At 71.9% G+C, this 22,627-nt stretch carries 20 protein-coding genes; 3 read left to right on the forward strand and 17 right to left on the reverse strand.

The window, feature by feature from the left end:
• Position 1: 1 nt before the first annotated feature.
• The 6 genes from ACZ562_RS02485 to ACZ562_RS02510 are packed head-to-tail and all read right to left on the reverse strand — an operon-like array spanning position 2 to position 6,308.
• Positions 2–772, reverse strand: coding sequence for a GvpL/GvpF family gas vesicle protein (locus ACZ562_RS02485; RefSeq protein ID WP_471173352.1), 771 nt, complete (start codon positions 770–772; stop codon positions 2–4).
• Positions 769–1,206: a gas vesicle structural protein GvpA gene (locus tag ACZ562_RS02490; RefSeq protein ID WP_471173353.1), complete on the reverse strand. Its 438-nt coding sequence runs from the start codon at positions 1,204–1,206 to the stop codon at positions 769–771. Before ACZ562_RS02490 ends, ACZ562_RS02485 begins: the two co-directional genes overlap by 4 nt.
• 58 nt (positions 1,207–1,264) lie before the next feature.
• The gene (locus tag ACZ562_RS02495) at positions 1,265–1,630 is read right to left on the reverse strand and encodes a gas vesicle protein GvpO (RefSeq protein ID WP_471173356.1); all 366 of its coding nucleotides are present in this window, start codon (positions 1,628–1,630) and stop codon (positions 1,265–1,267) included.
• Between the two features lie 60 nt (positions 1,631–1,690).
• A complete protein-coding gene (gene ligD / locus ACZ562_RS02500) occupies positions 1,691–2,617 on the reverse strand; it encodes a non-homologous end-joining DNA ligase (protein ID WP_471173358.1) in 927 nt (308 codons plus the stop codon).
• On the reverse strand, positions 2,614–4,470 hold the full coding sequence (locus ACZ562_RS02505; RefSeq protein ID WP_471173360.1) for a transketolase: 1,857 nt from the start codon (positions 4,468–4,470) through the stop codon (positions 2,614–2,616). The genes ligD and ACZ562_RS02505 overlap by 4 nt, the downstream gene beginning before the upstream one ends.
• Entirely contained in the window at positions 4,467–6,308 is a 1,842-nt protein-coding gene (locus ACZ562_RS02510) for an NAD(P)/FAD-dependent oxidoreductase (RefSeq protein WP_471173361.1), read from the reverse strand. Before ACZ562_RS02510 ends, ACZ562_RS02505 begins: the two co-directional genes overlap by 4 nt.
• A gap of 150 nt (positions 6,309–6,458) precedes the next feature.
• Between ACZ562_RS02510 and ACZ562_RS02515 the strand changes: the two genes are divergently transcribed.
• Positions 6,459–7,421, forward strand: coding sequence for a TIGR03557 family F420-dependent LLM class oxidoreductase (locus tag ACZ562_RS02515; protein ID WP_471173364.1), 963 nt, complete (start codon positions 6,459–6,461; stop codon positions 7,419–7,421).
• Between the two features lie 242 nt (positions 7,422–7,663).
• A complete protein-coding gene (locus tag ACZ562_RS02520) occupies positions 7,664–8,011 on the forward strand; it encodes a VOC family protein (protein ID WP_471173366.1) in 348 nt (115 codons plus the stop codon).
• 6 nt (positions 8,012–8,017) lie between these two features.
• Here the strand turns inward: ACZ562_RS02520 and ACZ562_RS02525 are convergent, their stop codons facing one another.
• Positions 8,018–8,353 (reverse strand): hypothetical protein, encoded by a 336-nt coding sequence (locus tag ACZ562_RS02525; protein ID WP_471173368.1) that lies wholly within the window; start codon positions 8,351–8,353, stop codon positions 8,018–8,020.
• A 26-nt stretch (positions 8,354–8,379) separates the two neighbouring features.
• Here ACZ562_RS02525 and ACZ562_RS02530 point away from each other — a divergent pair, with 26 nt between their 5' ends.
• The gene (locus ACZ562_RS02530) at positions 8,380–8,736 is read left to right on the forward strand and encodes a DUF6204 family protein (protein WP_471173370.1); all 357 of its coding nucleotides are present in this window, start codon (positions 8,380–8,382) and stop codon (positions 8,734–8,736) included.
• Here ACZ562_RS02530 and ACZ562_RS02535 read toward each other — a convergent pair.
• From ACZ562_RS02535 to ACZ562_RS02580, 10 genes are all read right to left on the reverse strand, one after another.
• Positions 8,699–9,259, reverse strand: coding sequence for a GNAT family N-acetyltransferase (locus ACZ562_RS02535; RefSeq protein WP_471173371.1), 561 nt, complete (start codon positions 9,257–9,259; stop codon positions 8,699–8,701). The genes ACZ562_RS02530 and ACZ562_RS02535 overlap by 38 nt on opposite strands.
• A 27-nt stretch (positions 9,260–9,286) precedes the next feature.
• Positions 9,287–9,478 carry a LapA family protein gene (locus ACZ562_RS02540; protein WP_471173373.1) on the reverse strand — a complete coding sequence of 64 codons (192 nt, stop codon included), beginning with the start codon at positions 9,476–9,478 and terminating at the stop codon, positions 9,287–9,289.
• 151 nt (positions 9,479–9,629) lie between these two features.
• Positions 9,630–10,553: a S66 peptidase family protein gene (locus tag ACZ562_RS02545; RefSeq protein WP_471173376.1), complete on the reverse strand. Its 924-nt coding sequence runs from the start codon at positions 10,551–10,553 to the stop codon at positions 9,630–9,632.
• Positions 10,550–12,502 carry a S9 family peptidase gene (locus ACZ562_RS02550; protein WP_471173379.1) on the reverse strand — a complete coding sequence of 651 codons (1,953 nt, stop codon included), beginning with the start codon at positions 12,500–12,502 and terminating at the stop codon, positions 10,550–10,552. Before ACZ562_RS02550 ends, ACZ562_RS02545 begins: the two co-directional genes overlap by 4 nt.
• Positions 12,503–12,518: 16 nt before the next feature.
• Positions 12,519–13,823: a M20/M25/M40 family metallo-hydrolase gene (locus tag ACZ562_RS02555; protein ID WP_471173381.1), complete on the reverse strand. Its 1,305-nt coding sequence runs from the start codon at positions 13,821–13,823 to the stop codon at positions 12,519–12,521.
• A complete protein-coding gene (locus ACZ562_RS02560) occupies positions 13,816–14,649 on the reverse strand; it encodes a M55 family metallopeptidase (protein WP_471173383.1) in 834 nt (277 codons plus the stop codon). Before ACZ562_RS02560 ends, ACZ562_RS02555 begins: the two co-directional genes overlap by 8 nt.
• Before the next feature lie 1,680 nt (positions 14,650–16,329).
• Entirely contained in the window at positions 16,330–17,604 is a 1,275-nt protein-coding gene (locus ACZ562_RS02565; protein WP_471173385.1) for an IPT/TIG domain-containing protein, read from the reverse strand.
• Between the two features lie 151 nt (positions 17,605–17,755).
• Positions 17,756–18,502 (reverse strand): IPT/TIG domain-containing protein, encoded by a 747-nt coding sequence (locus ACZ562_RS02570; protein WP_471173388.1) that lies wholly within the window; start codon positions 18,500–18,502, stop codon positions 17,756–17,758.
• Between the two features lie 661 nt (positions 18,503–19,163).
• The gene (locus ACZ562_RS02575) at positions 19,164–19,889 is read right to left on the reverse strand and encodes a class I SAM-dependent methyltransferase (protein WP_471173390.1); all 726 of its coding nucleotides are present in this window, start codon (positions 19,887–19,889) and stop codon (positions 19,164–19,166) included.
• Positions 19,890–20,047: 158 nt separating this feature from the next.
• Positions 20,048–22,534, reverse strand: coding sequence for an ATP-binding SpoIIE family protein phosphatase (locus tag ACZ562_RS02580; protein WP_471173392.1), 2,487 nt, complete (start codon positions 22,532–22,534; stop codon positions 20,048–20,050).
• Positions 22,535–22,627 lie beyond the last annotated feature (93 nt).

The following is a 22,627-nucleotide window of genomic DNA, read 5'->3' on the forward strand; positions in this document are numbered from 1 at the left end:
CCTACTCCTCCCCGCTCTCGGCACCGATCGCGGTGCCCGCGGGCTCGGCGGGGCCGGGCTCGACGAAGCTGTACGGGGGCAGCGGCCCGTTGACCCGCAGCTCGAGGTGCGGATGCGTCTTGCGGGCCTGCTCCGCCACGGCGAGAAACTCCTCGGCAGAGTCGCGGTCCACCAGGAACGACAGATTGACGATCCAGCCCGTGGACTCGGGCCCCACGCTCATGGCCTCCGCGGCAGGTTCCAGGGCGCTCTGAATCTCCACCGCGTCCTCGGCCTCCCGGCCCTTGACCGCGGCCACCACCATCTCGCCGAGTTGCAGCCGCTGCTCGTAAGTACCGCCGCCCGCCTGCCGGTTGGCCTCCGTCATGGCGCGGATCTCCGGATTCTCGGACATCACGAGGTGCAGTACGGCCTCCTCGTGGTGGGTGGCCTTGATGTTGTACTCGACCTTGCCGTCCAGGGTCCGCAGACGTTCCTTGTAGTGCTCGGCGCGCTCCGCGAGCACTCCGGTGACCGCACTGTCGTCCGTGGCGACGCTGCCGAACCGCATGGGCAGCAGGGAGCCCGCAGCGCCCGCCTCGCTCAGAACGTTCTGGTGGGCGAGCAGGTCCCTGCGCTTGGGGCGCAGCCCCTCGGGGGCGTCGCTGACGACGGCCGCCAGATCGCCCTCCCGCAGGATGCGCACGGGGCGCGCCGGATCGCCGACCCCGCCCATCCCCTCGGGCAGCGAAGGATGCGAAGCGGCCGTGATGCCGTAGACGTACGTGCTCACTCCTCTTCCTCCTTCCTGCGGGTGCGCGAGGCCGTGGACTTGCGGCGCGGCCTGGACTCGGTCTCGCCCGTCTCGCCCTCCTCGCGTGCCTGCTTGAAGGCACCGGAAATGGTCTCGGCGGCGCCGGACAGCGCTCCCTTGGACTTGCCACGCGCGCCGGACTCGGTGACCTCGCCGACCACTTCGGGCAGGCCCGGCGTCTTGCTGGCGCCGGACTCCAGGTCGAGGCGGTTGCACGCCTCGGCGAAGCGCAGATAGGTATCGACACTGGCCACGACGACGCGCACATCGATCTTCAGGATCTCGATACCGACCAGGGAGACCCGTATGAACGCGTCAATGACGAGACCCCTGTCGAGGACTAGTTCCAGAACGTCGTAGAGGCCGCTGCTGCCGCCCCCTCCGCCGCTCTGCTGTGCCGGGACAACGGTCATGCCGACCGCGCCTCCTTGTCTTTGGTTTCGTGAGCGGTTGTGGTCGCCGGCGGGCGGCCTAGCGGCCGCCGGCCCTATGTGCGTCGGAACGCCCGCGTTCGTATCGGCGAACGCGCCGGTAGCCGGTGAGCCGGCCCTGCGGGTCGAGGTCGACCTGGTAGCTCGCCATCAGGCTCATCGTGTCGGGCACGCGAGTGAGCTCCAGCACCTCGACCTCCAGCGACCAGCCTTCCTCCGTCTGCTCGAACGACGAAACGGTCTCGGCGGACTTGCCCGTCAGCTCCGCGAGCTGCGCGCGCGCCTGGCGCAGCACCTCCATGGTGCTGGGCCGTTTGTCCGCCACCTTCTTCTCCGTACGCTTTTCGGTCCCTCTGGGGGAATTCCGGGAATGCTGCGAATCCGATGTGCTTCTTGTGTTCGACATGGCCACCTCCTCCTCCGGGTGGCCGATCGGGCGTTGGCCAAACCTCCAGGGAGACGCGCGTCAGCCAGGCACCTTGCCGAGCCTGCGCCGGGCCGGCCCCAGCGCGCGGCCTCGGCTCATCAGCTCGGCCCAGGGACGGGCGCGGGCCTGCTCCACCGCGTCGGCGACGGTCCAGCGGCGGGCGTCGAGTCCGGGGTCGTCCAGCTGGGACCAGGTGACCGGAGTGGCCACGGGCGCGCCGGGGCGGGCACGGACGCTGAAGGGCACGACGGCGGTCTGCGCGTAGGCGTTGCGCCCCACGTCGAGGTAGAGCCGGTCGCCCCGGTCCTTCTTGCGGGCGGCGGTGGTGAGCTCGTCGGGTTGGGCGGCGGCGAGCGTGCGGGCGACGTCGCGGGCGAACTCACGCACCTCGTCGAAGTCCTCGCGCCCGGTCACCGGCACCACCACGTGCAGGCCGCGGGAGCCGGTGGTCATCAGCCCCGAGGGGAGGCCCAGCTCGTCGAGCAGTTCCCGGAGCTGCCGCGCCGCCCGGCGCACCGCCGGGAAGTCGTCCCCTCCCGGATCGAGGTCGAAGACCAAGCGGTCGGGCCGGTCGACGCGGCCGGCCCGGGACAGCCAGCGGTGCAGGGTGAGCGCGGCCTGGTCGGCCAGGTACACCAGGGTGGCCGTGTCGTCGCACACGGTGTGGCATACGGCGCCGCCCTCCTTCGGGACCTCGGCTCGGGTGATCCAGTCCGGGTAGGTCTCCGGAGTGTTCTTCTGCATGAACCGGGGGCCGTCGAGGCCGTCCGGGCAGCGCTCCAGCATCAGCGGGCGGCCGCGCAGGTGCGGCAGCATGAACGGGGCGACGGCCCGGTAGTAGTCGACGAGGTCCCCCTTGGTGTACTCCTTCGTATCCCCGCCGCCGGGGAACAGCACCTTGTCCGGCCGGTGCACCTCCACCGTGCGACGTCCGGCCCGCACGGTCCGCACGTCGTCCCCGCTCACCGCACGACCGCCTCCTCCACCAGCAGCCGGCCCGCCGCCGCGATCGACTCCGCGTCGATGCCCGCGGCGTGCAGCTGCTCGTCCGGGGACCCCGAGCCCGGCATCGTACGGACGGCCAGGCGCACCAGGCGCGGCACAGGCCGCCCGTCGGTGAACGCGTCGAGGACGGCGTCGCCGAGGCCGCCCTCCTCGTGGTGGTCCTCCACGGTCAGCAGGCAACCGGTGTCCGCGGCGGCCTGCCGGAGGGTGGGCCGGTCGACCGGTTTGACCGAGTACAGGTCGATCACCCGGACCTGGATGCCCTGCCGTTCCAGCGCGTCGGCGGCGGCCAGCGCCTCGTGCACGGTGACGCCCGCCGCGACGACCGTCATCCGGTCTTGCTCGGAGGAGCGCAGGACCTTGCTGCCGCCGACCGGGAACTCCTCGTCGGGTCCGTAGATCACCGGGCTCGCCCCGCGCGAGGTGCGCAGATAGCGGACGCCGTCCAGCCCCGCCATCTCGCCGACGAGCCGGGCGGTCTGGTTGGCGTCGCACGGGTACAGCACGGTCGAGCCGTACACCGCCCGCATCATCGCCAGGTCCTCGAGACCCATCTGGCTGGGGCCGTCCTGCCCGATGGCGACCCCCGCGTGCGAGCCGACGAGGTTGATGCCCGAGCCGCTGACCGACGCCATCCGCACGAAGTCGTACGCGCGGGTCAGGAAGGCCGCGAACGTGGCGGCGTACGGCACCCAGCCGCGCGCCGCGAGACCCACCGCCGCCGCGACCATCTGCTGCTCGGCGATGTAGCACTCGAAGTAGCGGTCGGGGTGCTCCTTGGCGAAGAGCTCGGCGCGGGTGGAGTCGCCCACCTCGCCGTCGAGGGCGACGACGTCGCCGCGTCCGGAGCCGAGCGCGGCGAGCGCCTGCCCGTAGGCGTCGCGGGTGGCGACCCCTTCCTGCGAGTCCCCCTTGTCCCAGCCGGGCAGATCCACGGAACCGGTGCGTACGGCGTGCAGCATGCGGGCGGCGGGCGGCTCGTGCACCCGGATGCGCAGGTCGCGCGGTCCGCCGAGCTCGGCTATCGCCTCCTCGGCGTCCGGCAGCGGCTTTCCGTGCAGACCCTCTCGGTCCTGGACCGACTCGACGCCCTTGCCCTTGAGGGTGCGGGCGAGGATCGCGGTCGGCTGGCCGGAGGTGGACCTGGCCTCGCCGTACGCGCGGTCGATCGCGTCGACGTCGTGCCCGTCGATCTCCACGGTGTGCCAGCCGAAGGCCTGGAAGCGGCGGGCGTAGGCGTCGAGGTCGTGGCCGTGCCGGGTGGGGCCGCGCTGGCCGAGCCGGTTGACGTCGATGATCGCGGTGAGGTTGTCGAGGTGCTCGTAACCCGCGTGCTCGGCAGCCTCCCACACGGAGCCCTCGGCCAGCTCGCTGTCCCCGCACAGCACCCACACCCGGTAGCCGGTGCGGTCGAGCCGCTTGCCGGACAGTGCGATGCCGACGCCGACCGGCAGCCCCTGCCCGAGCGAGCCGGTGGCCGTCTCGACCCACGGCAGCCGCCGGGGCGTCGGATGCCCTTCGAGCCGGCTGCCCAGCTTGCGGAAGGTGAGCAGCTCGCCGTCGTCGATGACGCCGACCGCCTTGTAGGCGGCGTACAGCAGGGGCGAGGCGTGTCCCTTGGAGAGGACGAAGCGGTCGTTGCCGGGATGGGCGGGGCGCTCGAAATCGTGGCGGAAGTGGTTCGAGAGGAGTACGGCCATGAGGTCGGCGGCGGACATCGAGGAGGTCGGGTGCCCGGAGCCCGCGGCGGCGGACGCCCGAACGCTGTCCACGCGCAACTGCTGGGCCAGTTCGTCGAGTTCGGCGGTTTTCATGAGTCTCCTTCCGCGGGGGCGGGTGACGTGCTGTCGGAGCGCCTGACCGGGCCGGGGGCGGGATGGTCCTTCGGGGGCTCCGGACGGCCCTTCGCCGGCTCGGGGCGGGGGCCTGCGACGGGGTCGGGGCCGGGCTGCTTTCTCGCGGGCTCGGGGCCGGGCTGGTTCTTCGCGGGTTCGCCGCCCAGCCGGTCCTTCGCGGGCTCACCACCCGGCCGGTCCTTCGCGGGCTCACCACCCGGCCGGTCCTTCACGGGTTCGCCACCCGGCTGATTCCTCGCCAGCTCACCACCCGGCTGATTCTTCGCCAGCTCGGCTCCGAAATGCCCTGCCTGAGCGGCCGATCCGGTGCCCCGGGTCCGCGCGGGCCCCGCTCCCGGCTCCCTGCCGTCTGCGGGCCCGCCCTTACCAGCGGCCGTGCCCGCTCCGGGCCCGCCCTCATCAGCGGCCGTGCCGGCTCCGGGCCCGCCCGTATCCGCCGTCGTCGCTGCTCCGGGTCCCGAGCCGGCGGTGGGCTCCGCGCGCCGCTTTGGCCCGCCCGGCACCCGTGCCAGTTCCGGCGACGCCGTGTCCAACGGCACCGACCAGGACCGTACGAGCCCCAACTGGACGGCCTGGCGCGGCAGTACGGAGTCCAGCAGCCAGTCGGCCGCGACCCGGACACGGTTGCCGGGCATGGCCGCGAGGTGGTAGCCGCGGGTGACCGCACCGGCCACCGGCCCGGACAGGGGCACGCCGAGCGGGTTGGCGGCGGCCTTCGCACCGCCCAGGTCCACGACGAAACCCAGGTCGCGGTGGCGGTACGGACGCCGCTCGCCGATGCCGAGCGAGGCGGCGACATTCCGGGCCGCGATCCCGCCGTGCCGCCACGCGTGCTGTGCGGTCATCGGAGTGAACATCCCGGGGTTGTTCAGATCGGGTACGGCCGCGGCGTCACCGCACGCGAACACCTCGGGGTGGCCCGGGACTTGGAGGTACGGGTCGACGATCAGCCGGCCCCGCTCCAGGGGCCGCCCGATGCCCTCGACGAGCGGATCGGGCCTCACTCCGACACACCAGACGAGCGTGCGCGTCTCGACGAACTCGCCGTCGCTCAGCAGGACGCCGCCCGGCGTGGCCTCCTTCACGGAGGTGCCCATGCGCACCTCCACGCCCCGCTGCCGCAGTACGCGCTCGGCGGTGCGCGAGAGGTGCTCGTCGAGCTCCGGCAGGACGCGGGACGCGATGTCGAGGAGCAGCCAGCGCGGTCGTACGCCCTCCCGCAGAGGGTGCTTGCGCACCTGCGCCTCGGTGTACATCTGGCCGTGCGCCGCGACCTCGGTGCCGGTGTAGCCGGCGCCGACCACCACGAAGGTGCACCGCGCGGCGCGGCTCTCCGGGTCGTCGGCGGCGGCCGCGAGCTCCACCTGCCGGGTGACGTGGTCGCGCAGGTACAGCGCCTCGGGAAGGCCCCGGAAGCCGTGCGCGTTCTCGGCGACGCCGGGGATGGGAAGCAGTTTGTTCACGCTGCCGACGGCGAGCACGAGCCGGTCGTACGGCAGGGTGCCGGTGCCGCCCTCGGGGTCGGTGTAGTGGACGGTGTGCCCGTCGAGGTCGATGCTGTCGGCCTCCCCCAGCACCAGACGTACACGGGGCAGGGTGCCCGAGAGGGAGACGGTGACCCTGCGCGGCTCCAGGATTCCGGCGGCGACCTGGGGCAGCAGGGGCAGGTACAGGAAGTAGTCGGTCGGGTTGAGCAGGGTGACGTCGGCCTTGTCGCGGGTCATCCGGGACAGGGTCCGGGCCGTCCGGTACCCGGCGAAGCCGGCACCGACGATCACGATGCGGGGTCGACTCACGGTTCGCCTCCGGGCTGTCGCGTAACTCGGCAGCCTTCCGCGTCCCCCTGGTCAGGGCACCCAAACGTGGCCCGGTTTCCGTCCCGGGCGCCGGGTACCCGGACGGCGACCCGATCCGCCCCGTCGCGGAGTGTCATCGGAGGTGCTCCCATGCCCGAGTACGGCTACTTCCTGTCGTGCGAGGAGTTCGCTCCCGCCGACCTGGTGGAGCAGGCGCGGATGGCCGAACAGGCCGGGTTCCGGTCGCTGTGGATCTCGGACCACTACCACCCGTGGAACGGCGCGCAGGGGCAGAGCCCCTTCGTCTGGTCGGTGATCGGCGCGCTCTCGGAGGCGGTGTCCCTGCCCGTCGAGACGGCGGTGACCTGCCCGACCGTCCGGATCCACCCCGCGGTGGTGGCCCAGGCAGCGGCGACCACGGCCGTGATGACGAACGGGCGCTTCCGGCTGGGCGTCGGCAGCGGCGAGGCCCTGAACGAGCACATCCTCGGCCATGTCTGGCCGCCGGCGAACGTGCGCCTGGAGATGCTGGAGGAGGCCATCCAGGTGATGCGCCGGCTGTTCACCGGTGAGGAGGTCAGTCACTACGGCACCCACTACAGGGTGGAGAACGCCCGCCTCTACACGGTCCCCGAGGAACCCGTCCCGATCGACATCTCCGGCTTCGGCCCGGCGGCGACCGCGCTCGCGGCCCGCGTGGGCGACGGCTACATCACGATGACGCCGGACGAGACGATGGTCGAGCAGTTCCGCAAGGGCGGCGGGGGCGCCAAGCCCGTGGGCGGCGGCGTCAAGGTCTGCTACGGCGCCGACCGCGACGAGGCCGTACGGACCGTGCGCCGGCTGTGGTCCAACCAGTTCCTGCCCGGCGAGATGGGCCAGGTCCTGCCCTCGCCAAGGCACTTCGAGCAGTTGGAGCCGCTGGTCACCGAGGAGACGGTCGGCGAGAACTCGGTGTGCGGCGACGACGTCGACGAGCACGTCACCGCGCTGTCCGCCTTCGCCGACGCGGGCTTCGACCGGATCTGCGTCAACCAGATCGGCCCCGACCAGCGCGGCTTCTTCGACTTCTACCGCACCAAGGTGCTGCCGCAGCTCCAGGGCGGCGGCTGAGCCGCGCGGGCCGCGAGCTCCGGCCGGTACACGGGGGCCACCGGCCTGGCACGCCCCGGCATCCGGTTCAGCACCCAGGGCCGACGTACGCATAGCGCGGTTCGTGACGGCCGCGCACCGGCGCGTGAGGCCGCCTCCGGGCCGGGTACCCGCTCCGTCCGGCAATCCCCTGCTCGCCGGCCCGGCAGGCGAAACGACCCGAATCGATCTCCTCTGCCGGCCGCGGCACTAGGCTCGACCGCATGGAGATTCTGGGAGCCACGCTGCGCGTCTGCGTCGACGACCTGGAGGCCGCGGTCCCCTTCTACGAACGGCTGGCGGGCGGCAGCGCCCTCCGTTTCGAGCGCGGCGGCGTCCAGGTGGCCGCGATCGGCTGCTTCCTGCTGATGAGCGGCCCCGAGGCCGAGCTGGAGCTGCTGCGCAAGGTCGCCGCGACGATCGCCGTCGAAGACGTCGACGAGGCCCACCATGTGCTCAGTGAACTGGGCGCCCGCATCATCGCGGGCCCCGTCGCGACACCGGTGGGCCGCAATCTGATCGTGATGCATCCGGGCGGTGCGGTGTACGAGTACGTGGACCGCAGATCCTAGCCCCGGCTACCGGTCCGGCCGCATCCGGAAGCCGTAGCGGTCCGGGAGGGGTTCGCCGCTGAGACGGGCCCACAGGCCGCCGGTGACCTCCGTAGAAGGGAGCCCGTCCGGGTCGGGGCTGTCGACGGCGGGCGTCACGGTCGCGTCGAGCACGGTCGCGTCGAGGACGGTCGGAGTTGCCGGGGAGGCGTCGGCGACAGCTGTCCGTGCCGTCCGAGACGGCGCAGGGCGAGCGAGGCGCCGAGCCGGTGACCGCACCACGATCCGCCGCTCGCGCAGCGCGCAGGCAGCACGAAATTCCGTATGCGGCCGGTCCCCGCCGACGTAGAGTCGGTCGTCCATCGGATTGCGGAGGGACGGAACGACGCATGGGCGAGCGGCATACCTACCGGGTCATCGTCCGGGGCACCTGGGACGGGCTGACCGGCGAAGCCCGGGCGCGGCTGCTGGCGGAGGCCGGCGACCACGGTCTGACGAGCATGCGCTTCACCGAGGAGGGGACGCTGTCGTACGAACCGTCGCCGCTCAAGCACTTCTCGATGCGGTACGTGGTGGTGTCGGACGCGGCGGACGGCGACGAGATGGCGGCCGCGATCGCGGAGGACCGGGCGCAGGACACGCTGAACGGCCTCGGCTACGGTTTCGGCGCGCTGAGGTCCACCGTCACGGACCTGGACACGATGAAGATCAACCGGAAGTCCGCAGCCCGGTCATCTCGGCGGTGATCGCCCAGCGCTCGTGGTCCCGCCAGGCACCGTCGATGAAGATCATGTCCGGCGAGAAGCCTTCCAGGCGGAAGCCGCAGCTGCGGGCGAGCGCGATCGACGCGGCGTTGCCGGGCTGCACGTTGCTCTCGAGCCGGTGCAGTCGCATGGGCCCGAAGGCGTGCCCCACCACGAGGCCCAGCCCCTCGCGCATCAGCCCGCGCCCGGCGGCGTGCGCGAAGACGCCGTACCCGAGCGCCCCGCACTGGAAGCCGCCCTCGACGATGTTGTTGATGTTGACGAACCCGGCGATGCCGCCGCCGTCCCGCTCGCAGACGAGGAATCCCGCCTTGGTCGGATCCTCGATCAGCCGGCCGGCGTACGCGGTGTAGGCATCGCCGCTGACCGGCGGAAAGAGCCACGGATGATGCAGGTCCTTGCTCTCCCGGGCCCGGGCGGTGAACTCGGCACCGTCGTCGTAGGTGAAGTGACGAATACCGACGCGGGGGCCTTCGGCGAGATAGCGGGAGGCGTTGTGAGGCACCCGGCCACCCTACGGCCCTCTCCGGCGCTAGCCGCGCCGTCTCATGAGAAGGGCCCCATACAGCGCGCCGATGGCACCCGTGGCGAGCAGCGCCACCCACAGCGGCATCGTCACCAAGGGGATCAGCAGCCGGATCTCGGTGGTGCCGGTGTTCTCGAAGATGAAGATCAGGGTGATGACGACGAGCAGCAGCACGCCGGCCCTGGCGGGCGTCTTCACCTACTCCTTCACACCGGCCTTGCCACGACTCCCGGAGGTCTTCGGGCTCATGTGAGCCAGCATGACCGCCCCCCGCGCGTCCCGCGCGGCAAGCGCCGTCACACGGGGCGGTGGCGTGGGCCGGACGGGTGACCGGAGGCGCCGGCGTACCTCAGCGCAGGGCCGGCTCGTCGAGCGTCAACGTTCCCGTGTCCGCGTCGAGTTCGGCGCTCACCCCGAACGGGATCGTCAACGCCCCTTCGCAGTGCCCGAACCCGAACTCCTCGACGACGGGTACGCCCAGGCCGCCGAGCCGGTCGACGAGCAGCGCCCGTACCCGCTCGTACGCCTCGCACCGCTCCCACGAACCGAGCAGCACGCCGCGCACCCCCTCCAGCCAGTCGGCGCGCAGGAGTTGGGTGAGGTAGCGGTCGAGCCGGTACGTCTCCTCTCCCACGTCCTCCAGGCACAACAGCCCGCCACCCGCCGAGCCACGCGCGTGCGGGCCGCCGAGCTCGGCGGCGAGCAGGCACAGGCAGCCGCCGAGGGTGACGCCCCGCGCCCGGCCGGGGACCAGGGCCGTACCGCCGGAGGTGATCGTGCGCACCGTCTCCGGGGCGAACAGCGTGGCCTTCAGGTGCTCCTGTGCCCGCGCGTGCTTGACGAAGTCGACGCCCGCCGCCATCGGCCCGTGCAGCGTGACGAGGCCGAGCCGCGCCGCGAACGCCTCGTGCAGGGCGGTGACGTCGCTGAACCCGACCAGTACCTTCGGCCTGGCCGCCCGCATCGCCTCCCAGTCGAGCAGGTCGACCATGCGCTGCGCCCCGTACCCGCCGCGGGCGCAGAACACCGCGTCCACGGACGGATCGCACCAGACGTTCTGCAGGTCGGCGGCCCGGGCCGCGTCCGTGCCCGCCAGGTAGGGGAGCTCGCCGTGCCGGTCCAGCACATGGGCTCCCGCCGACGGATCGAGGTCCCAGCCGCGCAGCACGTCGAGCCCGGCCTGCAGCCGCTCCTCCGGCACGGGTCCGCTCGGCGCGACGACGGCGACGCGGGCGCCGGGGGCGAGCCGGGACGGCCGGACGAGTTCCTTCACTTCACGAGCTCCAATGTCGGGATGCCGCGCGGGTTCAGGCCGAAGACCTGCGCGTACAGGGAGAGTTCGGACTCCAGGACGCGGATCGTCGTCTCGGCCCGCCGGAAGCCGTGCCCCTCCCCCTCGAAGGCGATGTACGCGTGCGGCACCCGTCTGCCCGCCATGCGGGCCAGGAACCGCTCGCACTGCGCGGGCGGGCAGATCACGTCGTCCAGGCCCTGCAGCAGCAGGAAGGGCGCGGTGATCCGGTCGGCGTGCTCGGCGGGCGAGCGCTCCGCGTACCGTCCGGGCACCTCGGCGTACGGCCCGACCAGCGTCTCCAGGTACCGGGACTCGAAGTCGTGGGTCTCCCCCGTGCCCCAGCCGGCGAGGTCGAGGATCGGGTACATGATCGTGCCGCAGGCGTAGACGTCGGTCATGGCGAGCGAGGCCGCGGCGGTCCAGCCGCCCGCGCTGCCGCCGCGCACGGCGAGCCGGCGGCGGTCGGCCGTCCCCTCGCTCGCGAGGGCCAGGGCGACGGCCGCGCAGTCCTCGACGTCGACCACGCCCCACTGCTCGCGCAGCCGGTTGCGGTACTCCCGGCCGTATCCGGCCGAGCCCCCGTAGTCGACCTCGGCGACTCCGATGCCCCGCGAGGTGAAGTAGGCGATCTCCAGGTCGAGGACGAGCGGTGCGCGCCCGGTGGGACCGCCGTGCGCCCATACGACGTACGGCGGCAGCTCGTCGCCGGGTGCCACGCAGCCGGGGTTGTGGGGCGGGTAGAGGTGCGCGTGGATCTCGCGTCCGGCGGGACCGGTGAAGGTGCGGATCTGCGGCTCGGGGTAGTGGGCGGGGTCGACCGCGTCGTCGTGCGCGGCCCCGATCACCCGGGCCCGGCCGGTCCGGGCGTCCAGCTCGACCACCTCGTACGCGCTGCGCGGACTGGCTCCGACGGCCACGACCCGCTCGCCGTGCACCGCGAGCGTGGGCGCGAACTCGGTCCACGGGCCCGCCGCGTCGACGACCTCGCCGGTCTCGGGGTCCAGTATCCCGAGGACGGTGGCGCCCCGGCCGTGCACGACGGCGATCATGCCGCTGTCCAGCGGAGCGAACCAGCGGTGGCCGAGCTTCCACAACGGCCCGCCGAACTCCTCCTCGCGCGGGCACAGCGGCTCGCCGTCGCGGTAGAGGTTCCACCAGCCGGTGCGGTCGCTGGCGTACAGCAGGGAGCCGTCCGGCGCCCAGTCCGCCTGGGCGATCGACTCCTCGGGGCCGCCGGCCACCGTCCGGGGCCCGTGGAGGGTGCCGTCCGGGGCGACGTCGGCGAGAACGAGCTCCGTGCCGTCCCACGGCATGCGCGGGTGGTCCCAGGCCAGCCAGGCCGCGCGCCGCCCGTCGGGCGAGATCCGGGGTCCGGTGACGAACCGGTGCCGGCCGCCGGTGAGTTCACGTACGGCGTCCCGGTCCTGGGCGGCCGAGCCGTCCAGCGGCACGGCGGCCAGGACACGGCGGACGTCGGTGGGGCCGTCGCCGGTGAACTCCTCCAGGACGCACCACACTTCGCCCTCGGCGAGGCGCACCCGCGGCTCGGCCCAGCGCAGTCCGCCGCCAACCGGCGACACGGGGGTGAGCGGGCGGGGTTCGCTCCCCGGCCGGTACCGGTACAGGCGCTGGTCGGCGAAGTTCACGAACACCACGAGCGGTTCGCCGTCGGTCACGGCTGCGGCCCAGGGCTGTCCGCCGTACTCGATGACCCGGCTGCGCACGTTCCACGGAGCGGGCAGCAGCGACTCCTCGCGGCCGTCGGCGCGCCGTCGTACGAGCGTGCGCCGCCCGTCCTCGGTGGGGCGCGGCTCGGTCCACCACGCCTCGTCGCCGACGAAGCCGACGTACTCGGGGTGCCCGTCGTGCGCGGCGGCGAGCGCGGCGTCGAGGGGCGAGGGCCAGGAACCGTACGGCAAGGTCTGCACGTTGTCCCCCACTCGCCTAGGCGGTCCGCAGGAAGCGGTCGAGGACGCGGACGCCGAAGTGCAGCGCCCCGACCGGGACACGCTCGTCGACTCCGTGGAAGAGGGCCTGGTAGTCGAAGCCCTCCGGGAGTTTCAGCGGCGTGAATCCGTAGCCCGTGATACCGAGGCGCGAGAACTGCTTGGCGTCCGTGCCGCCGGACATGCAGTACGGCACCACGTGCCCCTCGGGAGCGAACTCCTCCACGGCGGCCCGCATCTTCGCGTACGTCGGTGAGTCGACCGGCGCCTGGAGGGCCACCTCACGGTGGTGGAACTCCCACTCCACGTCCGGCCCGGTGAGCCGGTCGAGGGTGGTGCGGAACTCGTCCTCCCCGCCGGGAAGATATCGCCCGTCGACGTGGGCGACGGCCTCCCCGGGAACCACGTTGATCTTGTAGCCGGCGTCCAGCATGGTCGGGTTGGCGCTGTTGCGGACGGTCGCCTCGACGAGCTTCGCGGCCGGCCCGAGCTCGTCGAGAAACGCGTCCGCGTCGGACAGGTCGGTCTTGATGCCGTACAGCGCGGCGAGTTCGGTGAGGGCGGCGCGCACGGTCGGGGTCAGGCGCAGCGGCCACTCGTACTCGCCGATCCGGGTGATCGCGGCGGCGAGGCGGGTCACCGCGTTCTCGCCGTTCACCTTGGAGCCGTGTCCGGCCCGGCCGCGGGCGGTGAGCTTGAGCCAGCCGGTGCCGCGCTCACCGGCCGCGATGGGGTAGAGCTCCCGGCCGCCGCCGTCGTGGAAGGTGAACGCCCCGGACTCGCTGATGCCCTCGGTGCAGCCCTCGAAGAGCGCGGCGTGCTTGTCGGCGAGGAATCCGGAGCCGTCCTCGGCGCTGGCCTCCTCGTCCGCGGTGAACGCGATCACCATGTCCCGCCGGGGCCGTACGCCGTGACGCGCCCAGTCCCGGACGACCGCGAGGATCATCGCGTCCATGTTCTTCATGTCGACCGCGCCCCGGCCCCAGACGACCCCGTCGCGGACTTCCCCGGAGAACGGGTGCACGCTCCAGTCCGCGGCCTCGGCGGGCACCACGTCCAGGTGACCGTGCACGAGAAGCGCGTCGGCCGCCGGATCGGTGCCCTCGATACGGGCGACGACGTTCGTACGGCCCTTCGCACGCTCCAGGAGCGTGGGCTCGAGCCCCGCCTCGGCGAGCCGGGCCGCGGCGTACTCGGCGGCCGGCCGCTCCCGGCAGTCGCCGCCGCCCCGGTTCGTGGTGTCGATGCGGATGAGGTCGGACGTGAACGTCACGGCCTCGTCCAGAGCCCGCTGGTCAGCCATACTGCTCCTCCACCGCGGCCGAGGCGATCGTGGTGACCGCCTTGAAGGTGCGGATCCCCTCGTACATGTTCTCGCTCGTGTACGCCACCTTCCGCTCCCCGATGCGGTGCACGCCCGGGACGACGGTCGCGGCCATCGCGAGGTGCTCGGCGTCGAACTCCACGGCGACGGTGAACGGACCGCCGTCCACCGGCTCGTGGCGGACCGCCAGCGCGGCCGCCTCCTTGGCCGCGGCACGGATGTCGGCGGCGGTCCTGGCAGGCGTACGGCACACGGCCGCGTACCGCGACACATGGTCCTTGACGGCGACCTTCAGCGCCTCTGGCGCGTAGCCCAGTGCGTCCTCGCAGGCCACGTCGTCACCGGTGACCAGGACGACGGGCACCCCGTACTCGGCGACGACGTGCGCGTTCAGCAGACCCTCGCTCGCCCGTACGTCGTTCAGCCAGACCCCGGTGACGGAGTTCGCGAGGTAGGTGTGGGCGAGGACGCCCTCCGCGCCGGCGCCCGCGTGATAGCCGACGAACGCGATGCCGTCCACGTCGCCGTGCTGCACGCCCTCCACCATGGAGAGGGACTTGTGCCGCCCCGTCAGCATCTGCGCGCGCTCGTCGAGCTGTTCGAGGAGGAGGTTGCGCATGGTCGAGTGCGCCTCGTTCACGAGCACCTCGTCGGCGCCGCCGTCGAAGAATCCCAGCACGGCCGCGTTGACGTCGGAGGTGAACATCGCCCGGCACCGCTCCCACTGCGGCGTACCCGGCAGCACGTCGGCCGGCCACGTCACACCCGTGGCGCCCTCCATGTCGGCGCTGATGAGGATCTTCATGCTCCGTCACGTTACGCGAGGAGAGGACGAGCGGCTACGAGAGCGGGGCTCCGCGGTCTCGATGGACCGCGGAGCCCCGCTCTCGTCTCAGGGACCTTGCCATCGCCGGGGCGCCGTCACGGCGTCACGGCGCACAGTAGGCAATGGCCTGAATGGAATATTCCTGCGTGGTGGAGCTGTTGTGGAAGTTCACGGTCCAGCTGTCGTCGGCATTCGTGGTCGTAGTCCGATAGCTGCTCACGGGGACGACCTCGTCGCCCGACATCCACCCACCGAAGATCGCCCTGCCTTCCGGACAGACGGCGACGCGAGCCATCGTCTGCCCCGGACCGAGCGTCGTGGCCGTTCCGTAAACGGGAGTGACGCTGGCGGTGCCGGAGGGCCCTTGGGGTCCGGCGGGTCCAGTGGGCCCGGCAGGCCCGGTCGCACCTTGAGCCCCGGTAGCTCCAGTAGCTCCAGTCTCACCCTGCGGACCAGCAGGGCCGATGGCACCCTGAGGTCCGGCGGGCCCCGTCGCTCCGGTGGCGCCCTGAGGTCCGGCGGGCCCGGTCGCGCCGGTCTCACCCTCAGGCCCGGCAGGCCCGGTCGCGCCGGTCTCGCCAGCGGGCCCAGCGGGTCCGGTCTCACCCTGAGGCCCGGCAGGCCCCGTAGCCCCGGTGTCGCCCTGAGGACCAGCAGGTCCGGTGTCGCCCTGAGGACCAGCAGGTCCGGTGTCGCCCTGAGGACCAGCGGGCCCGGTGTCGCCCTGAGGACCAGCAGGTCCGGTGTCGCCCTGAGGCCCGGCGGGCCCGGCAGGCCCGGTCGCTCCGGTCTCACCAGCGGGCCCGGCGGGTCCGGTCGCACCCTGAGGTCCGGCAGGCCCTGTCTCGCCCTGCGGACCGGCGGGCCCGGCAGGCCCGGTGGCTCCGGTCTCACCAGCGGGCCCGGCAGGCCCGGCCTCGCCCTGCGGACCCGGGGGGCCGGGGGGACCCGGGGGGCCGGGGGGACCCGGGGGGCCCTGAGGATCCGGCTCACCGCACCGCCGCACGGCACTTGGGACTCTGACGTAGGCGCCGGCCACCCAGCCTGAACGATTCGCAAGCCTGTACCACGTTGCGCTGCCGCCGACGCGCTCGCCGGACGACTTGCACCGGACACCGATCCGGGCGTTCCTGGAGTAGCTGCCGAGCCTGGCAGATTCAGTCGTCGGCAGGGCGCGGACAAGCAAGCCGGTCCTCGCCGTGACGATCCCGCTGACCGCCGCCGCGGATACGTTCCGCTCCGCATTGGCGACCGTAATGCCGGATGGTGCGGCGCCCGTCAACCCCTGGGCAGCCGCTGCGGGCCCTGACAGCGAACACGCCAGCCCTAAACTCACCGCCCCCGAGACAAGCGACGAAGCGACTTTCCTGCGCATCACGAACCACCACGCCTTCCACCACGCGGTTGCGATTAAGGGAGACATGGAGAGAAAAACGCATACACCGACGAGAACCTTGCTATGACACGAACAAAATTCGTATGACCCCTGTCCCAGCGGCTCGATTAGGGGAGAACTACGGCGCCTTGACTGTGAATTGACAGGTCCGACATTGCCTCGTTTATCTGATCGGCCCGCACTCGTCCGGCCGAGAGCGGAGCCGGACACGTCTGCTGCCAAGTGTCCGGCCCCGCTGGAAGACGTCTCTCACGGGACGGCGGTCAGATCGCAGGGGCCGCGACCCGGGTGTACGTCAGCCCGTTGCTGACGCCGGCGGTGGTGGCGACCGTGACGGTCACCGCCCCCGCGGAGCCGGCCGGGGCGACGGCGGTGATCTGGGTCGGGGAAAGCACGGTGAACGATGCGGAGGTACTGCCGAACTGGACACTCGTGGTGGTCGTGAGGTTCGTGCCGGTCAGCGTGACGACGCTTCCCGCGTACGTCGGTCCCTGGGCAGGGTTCAGGGCGGTCAGGGTCGGTGCGCCGAGGTAGTTGTAACTGAGGGGGTTGCTGGTGCCGCCGACGTTGGTCACCGTGACCGCCGCGGTACCGGCCGCGTGGGCGGGAGCCACCGCGGTGATCTGGGTGGCGGAGTTGACGGTGAACGAGGTCGCCGCGGTCGCGTCGAAGCGCACGGCCGTCGCACCCGACAGATTCGTGCCCGTGAGCGTAACCGTGGTGCCGCCGGCTGTGGTTCCGGAAGAGGGCGCCATGGAGGTCAGCGCGGGCGGTGCGGCGTAGTAGAAGTAAGCGCTGGGACTGTCGGGGTTGCTGACGCCGCCGGGGGTGGTCACCGTGACCGCCGCGGTACCGGCCGCGTGGGCGGGAGCCACCGCGGTGATCTGGGTGGCGGAGTTGACGGTGAACGAGGTCGCCGCGATTCCGTCGAAGCGCACGGCCGTCGCACCCGACAGGTTCGTGCCCGTGAGCGTAACCGTGGTGCCGCCCGCGACCGGACCCTGGTTGGGCGACAGGCCCGTCAGGGAGGGGGCGGGGACGTACGTGAAAGTGAGGGAGTTGCTGGTGCCGCCGGGGCTGGTCACCGTGACCGCCGCGGTACCGGCCGCATGGGCAGGGGTCACCGCGGTGATCTGCGTGGCCGAATTGACCGTGAACGAGGTCGCCGCGATTCCGTCGAAGCGCACGGCCGTCGCACCCGACAGATTCGTGCCCGTGAGGGTCACGACGGTGCCCCCCGCGAGCGGACCCTGATTGGGCGACACGCCGGACAGGGTGGGTGCGGGGACATAGGTAAAGGTGACGGTCTGGGTACTGCTGCCCTCGCTCGTGGTGACGGTGACATTGACCGCGCCGGTACCGGCAGGAGTCACGGCGACGATCTGTGTGCCGCTGACAACGGTGAACGAGGCGGCGGCACTGCTGCCGAACTTGACGGCTGTCGTACCGGTGAAGCCCGTACCGGTCACGGTGACCGTGGTCCCGCCGGCAGGCGGCCCCTGGGTGGGACTGATCGAGGAGACGACGGGCAAAGCCATGGCTGAACTCCTTCACGCGCCACTGCGGAGAGATCCGCATGCAGACCTGCTCAGGCACAGATGCTGTTGGTGGGGGCTTTGCCCGTCCGGGCGGAGCAGAGGCTGCCGCCCGGACGGGGGTTGAGCGTCTGCCCGCCAGGGGGCTGCCGGACTAGATGGCGGGATTGGAGATGTAGGTGAAGCCGCCGACCTCGGTGGCGGACCCGGCGAGGTTGGTGACCACGACGTCTACTGCACCGGCGGTGTGGGCCGGCGTGACCACCCACATCTGGGTGCTGCTGAGGACGTTGATCGACTGTGCGTCGAAGCCGTCGAAGGTGACACTCTGGGTGCTGGTGAGATTCGTGCCCGTGATGGACACCGCCGTTCCACCGGAAGTCGATCCCGAGGGCGGGGCGAGCGACACGATCGAGGGGACGTCGACATAGGTGTAGGACAGTCCGTTGTTGGTGCCGCCCGTTGTCGTCACGGTCACCGACACCGACCCGGCCCCGGAACCAGCCGGCACCACCACTTGGAGCTCGGCATCGGAGATCACGGTCGGGGAGACGGAGTTCGCGCCGAAGGACACGCTGCTCGCGGTCGACAGGCCGGTGCCGTAGATGGAGATGGTGTTGCCGCCGGCCAGCGTCCCGGTGTTCGCGCTCAGCGACGACTTGAACGGCGCGCCGATGTAGTAGAACGACAGCGGGTTGCTCGTCCCGCCCGCCGTCGTCACGGTCACGTCGACAGGGCCGTTCCCGGACGGGGAGGTCACGGTGACCGAGGTCGGCGTGTTTGAGGTGATGCTGGCCGACTTCGTGCCGAACAGCACCTTGGAGGCGGCGGCGAGGTTGACACCCGTGATCGTCACCGTCGTGCCTCCGCCGGTGGGACCCTGATTCGGAGAGATAGGCATGGGGACGCTCCTTCTTCCTGCTTCGATGGGATGCGGGTAACCGGCGGAACGGGCCGGGGCCAGCGCCGATGGACGGGCGTCGTCAGCCTGTGCCGACCTCTCCGGGCGGAGCGGAACCGGGCTCAAGAACGCTGTCGGGCCCAGGGCGAACGCATGGACAGTCGCCCCGGCGCCGACGGCCGGGGGCACAGCGGCCTGTGCCCTGTTTCCGGGCAAGGAAAAACCGGCAAGGGCCGCCTGTCTCAACGTTCCCCCGGCACGGGGATGGGCAGCCCGCCGGTTTCACATTTACAGTGACGCATGCACCCGATTCGGTTACAAGGGGCCGTCAACTCCGCCACTCAAATGGATTAAATTTGTTTCGTCTCCCCTTTTCGGAACTCTGCGGATGGCGTTGAGGAAGTGAGGGAGACGATGGTGATCACCTTTCCGGGTGATCCACCCGGAATCCGCTTGCTGGCGCCCTGGCACGGGAGTTTGGATGGGTATATCCAACCGGTGGGCAGCCCATCCTCTCCGGGGGATGCGGCAGCCAGCCGAAATGTACTTCCCCTTCGGGGCAATGCACGGTGCCGGCTGTCGCGATGGGCACCTCCGTTGAGGAAATTGGATCCGATCAGCCGGTACCGTCCAGGTACCGGCTGACGCGGTTTCACAGCCGTCACACCGGACGGCCCGCAACAAGCCACTTCGACGGCAGTTCGATGCGGGTGCCGTCGGGACCGTGTTCCATGGTGGTCAGGGGCAGTTCGCCGCTCGCCAGGACCGTGAGTCCCGCCGCGCGCAGATGCCTGGGGACCGCTTCGTCGGCCACCTCGCCGGGGGCGATGCCGTGCCGGAAGATGGGTGCGAGCTTGGGCGGCGGGCCGGACGGACCCTGCGCGAGGCCCATCAGGACGGGCTTGGCGGCCTCGGAGAGTTCGACGAGGAAGACCCGGCCGCGCTCCCCGGCGAGCGCGGCGAGGCCGTCCACCAGCGGCTGCCGGTCGTCGGGGTCGGCCTGATGCAGCACGCCCCGCATGTAGACGTTGGCGTCGCCGAGTTCGGCGTGCAGAGTCTGTGCCTCGCTCTTCTCGACGGCGTCCAGCAGCCGGTAGGCGGCCTGCCCGGCGGGGTCGGCGTGCCGGGCGTGGTCCAGGGCCGCGGCGGACAGATCCGCACCGATGACGTGCGGAAAGCGGTCGGCGAGGAAACGCGTCTGGGTGCCGTTGCCGCAGCCGAGGTCCACCATCGGCAGCCCGGGATCGGCGAGGTGCGGTTCGAAGAGGGCGAGGTGGACACCGACGGTCAGCGCCGGCTCCGCGTCCCAGAAAACCGCCCCCTGTTCGTCGGAGGCCTCGCTCCAGAAGCCCTCCCAGGCCTCGCGGTACCGACTCGTCACGCTCATGCCCAACTCCCCAGGTCACTCACCGCCGCCCGCCGCGAGTGACGGGCCAGTACGGTTTATCGCGCCCTGGTCACGGCTACAAGCGCACGGCGCACACCTGCACTGCTCGTGCGACCACCGGCACGCCGTCGTGCGCCCGTCCCCTGTCGGGGGGCGGATCAGTACCGTGGCAGCGACAGTTCGAACCAGACGGTCTTGCCCGCCTTCGTACGGCTGGTCCCCCACTCGCGCGCCAGCGTGCTCACCACCCGCAGACCGCGCCCCGACTCGTCGCCCGCACCGGCGCTGAGCAGGGTCGGCAGCTCGTGGTCGTCGTCGTCCACCTCGCACAGCAGCGTGTCGCCGCGCACGAGCCGCAGGTCGACGGGGCGGCTGTGGGAGTGCCGTACGGCATTGGTGACGAGTTCGCCGGCCAACAGTGCGGCGTTGTCGGCCAGCTTGGCCAGGCCCCAGTCGTGGAGCTGCTCGCGAACCGCCGCGCGGGCCCGGCCGACCTCGACCGGGTCGCGGGCCAGCCGCCACTCGGCCACGTCGTCGGGCTCGATGCCGCTCAGCCGGGCCATCAGCAGGGCCACGTCGTCCTTGCGGCCGCCGCGCGTGTTGAGGGCCCGGATGATGGTGTCGCACGCGTCGTCCATCGAGGCGGCCGGATGGGCGGCGGACTCGCACAGCGTAGCCAGCCCCACGCCGATGTCCTCGCCGCGCACCTCCACAAGGCCGTCGGTGCACATGACCAGCCTGTCGCCGGGCGCCACGCGCACGCGTACCGACTCGAAGGGCACCCCGCCGACGCCGATGGGCGCGCCCGTGGGCAGGTCGAGCAGTTCGCTGCGGCCGTCCTCGGCGCGGACCAGGACGGGCGGGATGTGGCCCGCGTTGGCGAGGTGCAGCTCGCCGGCGATCGGGTCGTACACGGCGTACAGGCAGGTCGCGAGGTACGTGTCGCCGAGCCTTTGCGCGAGGTCGTCCAGGTTGCGCAGCAGCTGGGCGGGCGGCAGGTCGAGGGCGGCCATGGTCTGTACCGCCGTGCGTAACTGGCCCATCATCGCAGCCGAGTTGAGGCCGTGGCCCATGACGTCCCCGACGACCAGCGCGGTGCGGGCTCCGGGCAGCTTGACGGAGTCGAACCAGTCGCCGCCGACGCGGCCGAGGAGTGTGCCGGGCAGATAGCGGGTGGCGATGTCGCAGCCCGCCATGCGCGGCGGGATGTGCGGCAGCATGCTGTCCTGGAGGGTCTCGGCGACGCTCTCCTGGTAGGTGTACATGCGTGCGTTGTCGAGCACGAGGCCCGCACGGGCGGCGAGTTCGGCGCCCGTGACGCGGTCCATGTCGTTGAACTCGACCCGCTCGGGGTGCCGCAGCAGGATCATGAAGCCGAGCACCACATGGCGTGCCTTGAGGGGCACGACGAGCATGGAGCGGCCCGTGATCAGGGGCCTGATGTCGCGCTTCTCGAACTGCGAGGCGATGGCGTGCCCCATCTGTTCGCTGATGCGCGGCACGAGGACGGGCTCGCCGGTGGTCATGCAGTGGAAGAACGGGGTGTGCGCCGGGAACGGCATGGCCTCGCCGACGGGCACGACGTCGTCCCAGCGCCCGGGTTCGTCGGTGTGCTCCACGGCGACCCGGTGCCACATCGTGGTCGTGTCCGGCACCCCCTCGGGGAACCCCTCGCCCGCGACGACCTGTTCCCGCAGATAGGTGCCCGCGACGTCGGTGAAGCGCGGGACGACCGCCTTGCTGACCTCGGCGATGGTCTTCGCCAGGTCGAGCGAGGTGCCGATGCGGCCGCTGACCTCGGTGAGGAACTCCAGGCGCTCGCGTACGGCCGCGTATTCGAGGTCCTCGCCCTCGTCGGCGAGGTCCTGCGGCACGGGCATGCCCTCGGCGAGGGCGCGGGCGGCCCGCTCCCGGCGCGCCTTGCGCTCGGCCCGCCGGGGCACGCCCCAGTCGGGGGTGACGGGCACCCGTTCGTTCTGACTGAACTCCAGTACCGGATAACCGAGTTCGAGGATCTGCGCGACGATGCGCGCACTCTCGTCGACGCCCATGCTGGGGAGGATCTCGGGGAGCCCGCGGGCCAGTTCGTCCGCGCCGGGGAAGTCGGTGTGCAGCGCGAAGCCGGGCGCTATCCGCTCGAAGACCATGTCGTGGGCGGGGTCCTGCGGGCGCAGCCCCTCCGCGTCCGCGGCCAGCACCAGCAGCCGCTCCCGCCCGGGGCCGACCAGCGGGTACGCCCACCACAGTACGTCGACGCGGTCCCGGTCGCGTTCGGGCACGGTGAGGCGGGCGCGGCCCGCGGCCGGGTAGGACAGCCTGCCGTCGAGGGACGACTCGAGGTCGGGTCCGAGTCCGTCGTACGCCGCGTCCGCCCCGTACTCGGTGACGTCCTCGTCCTCGGGGTCCGTGAGTTCCTCGGTCAGCGCACCCGAGACGGGCAGCAGGTCGACGGCGCAGCGCCCGATCGCCGTTTCCTTGGCCACGCCGAAGAGGCGGCGTGCGCCACTGCTCCAATGGGACACGAGGCCGTCGCGGTCCACCACGACCACGGCCAGAGGGACCCGCCCGGCCGCGGCGGGCTCGGTCGCCGCGTGGTTCCCGGCTCCGCGGCCGGCAGGTTCGTCCCTCTCGGTGCCACGGTCCATGGCCCAGGCCCCCTATCCCCACGGCTCCGCAAGATCTGTGCCGCCCTCACCACCGTACGGCTCCCGTGGGAGGTGATGTGCGGCAATACGGGA

The sequence above is a fragment of the Streptomyces sp. NPDC040410 genome, from assembly GCF_055595715.1.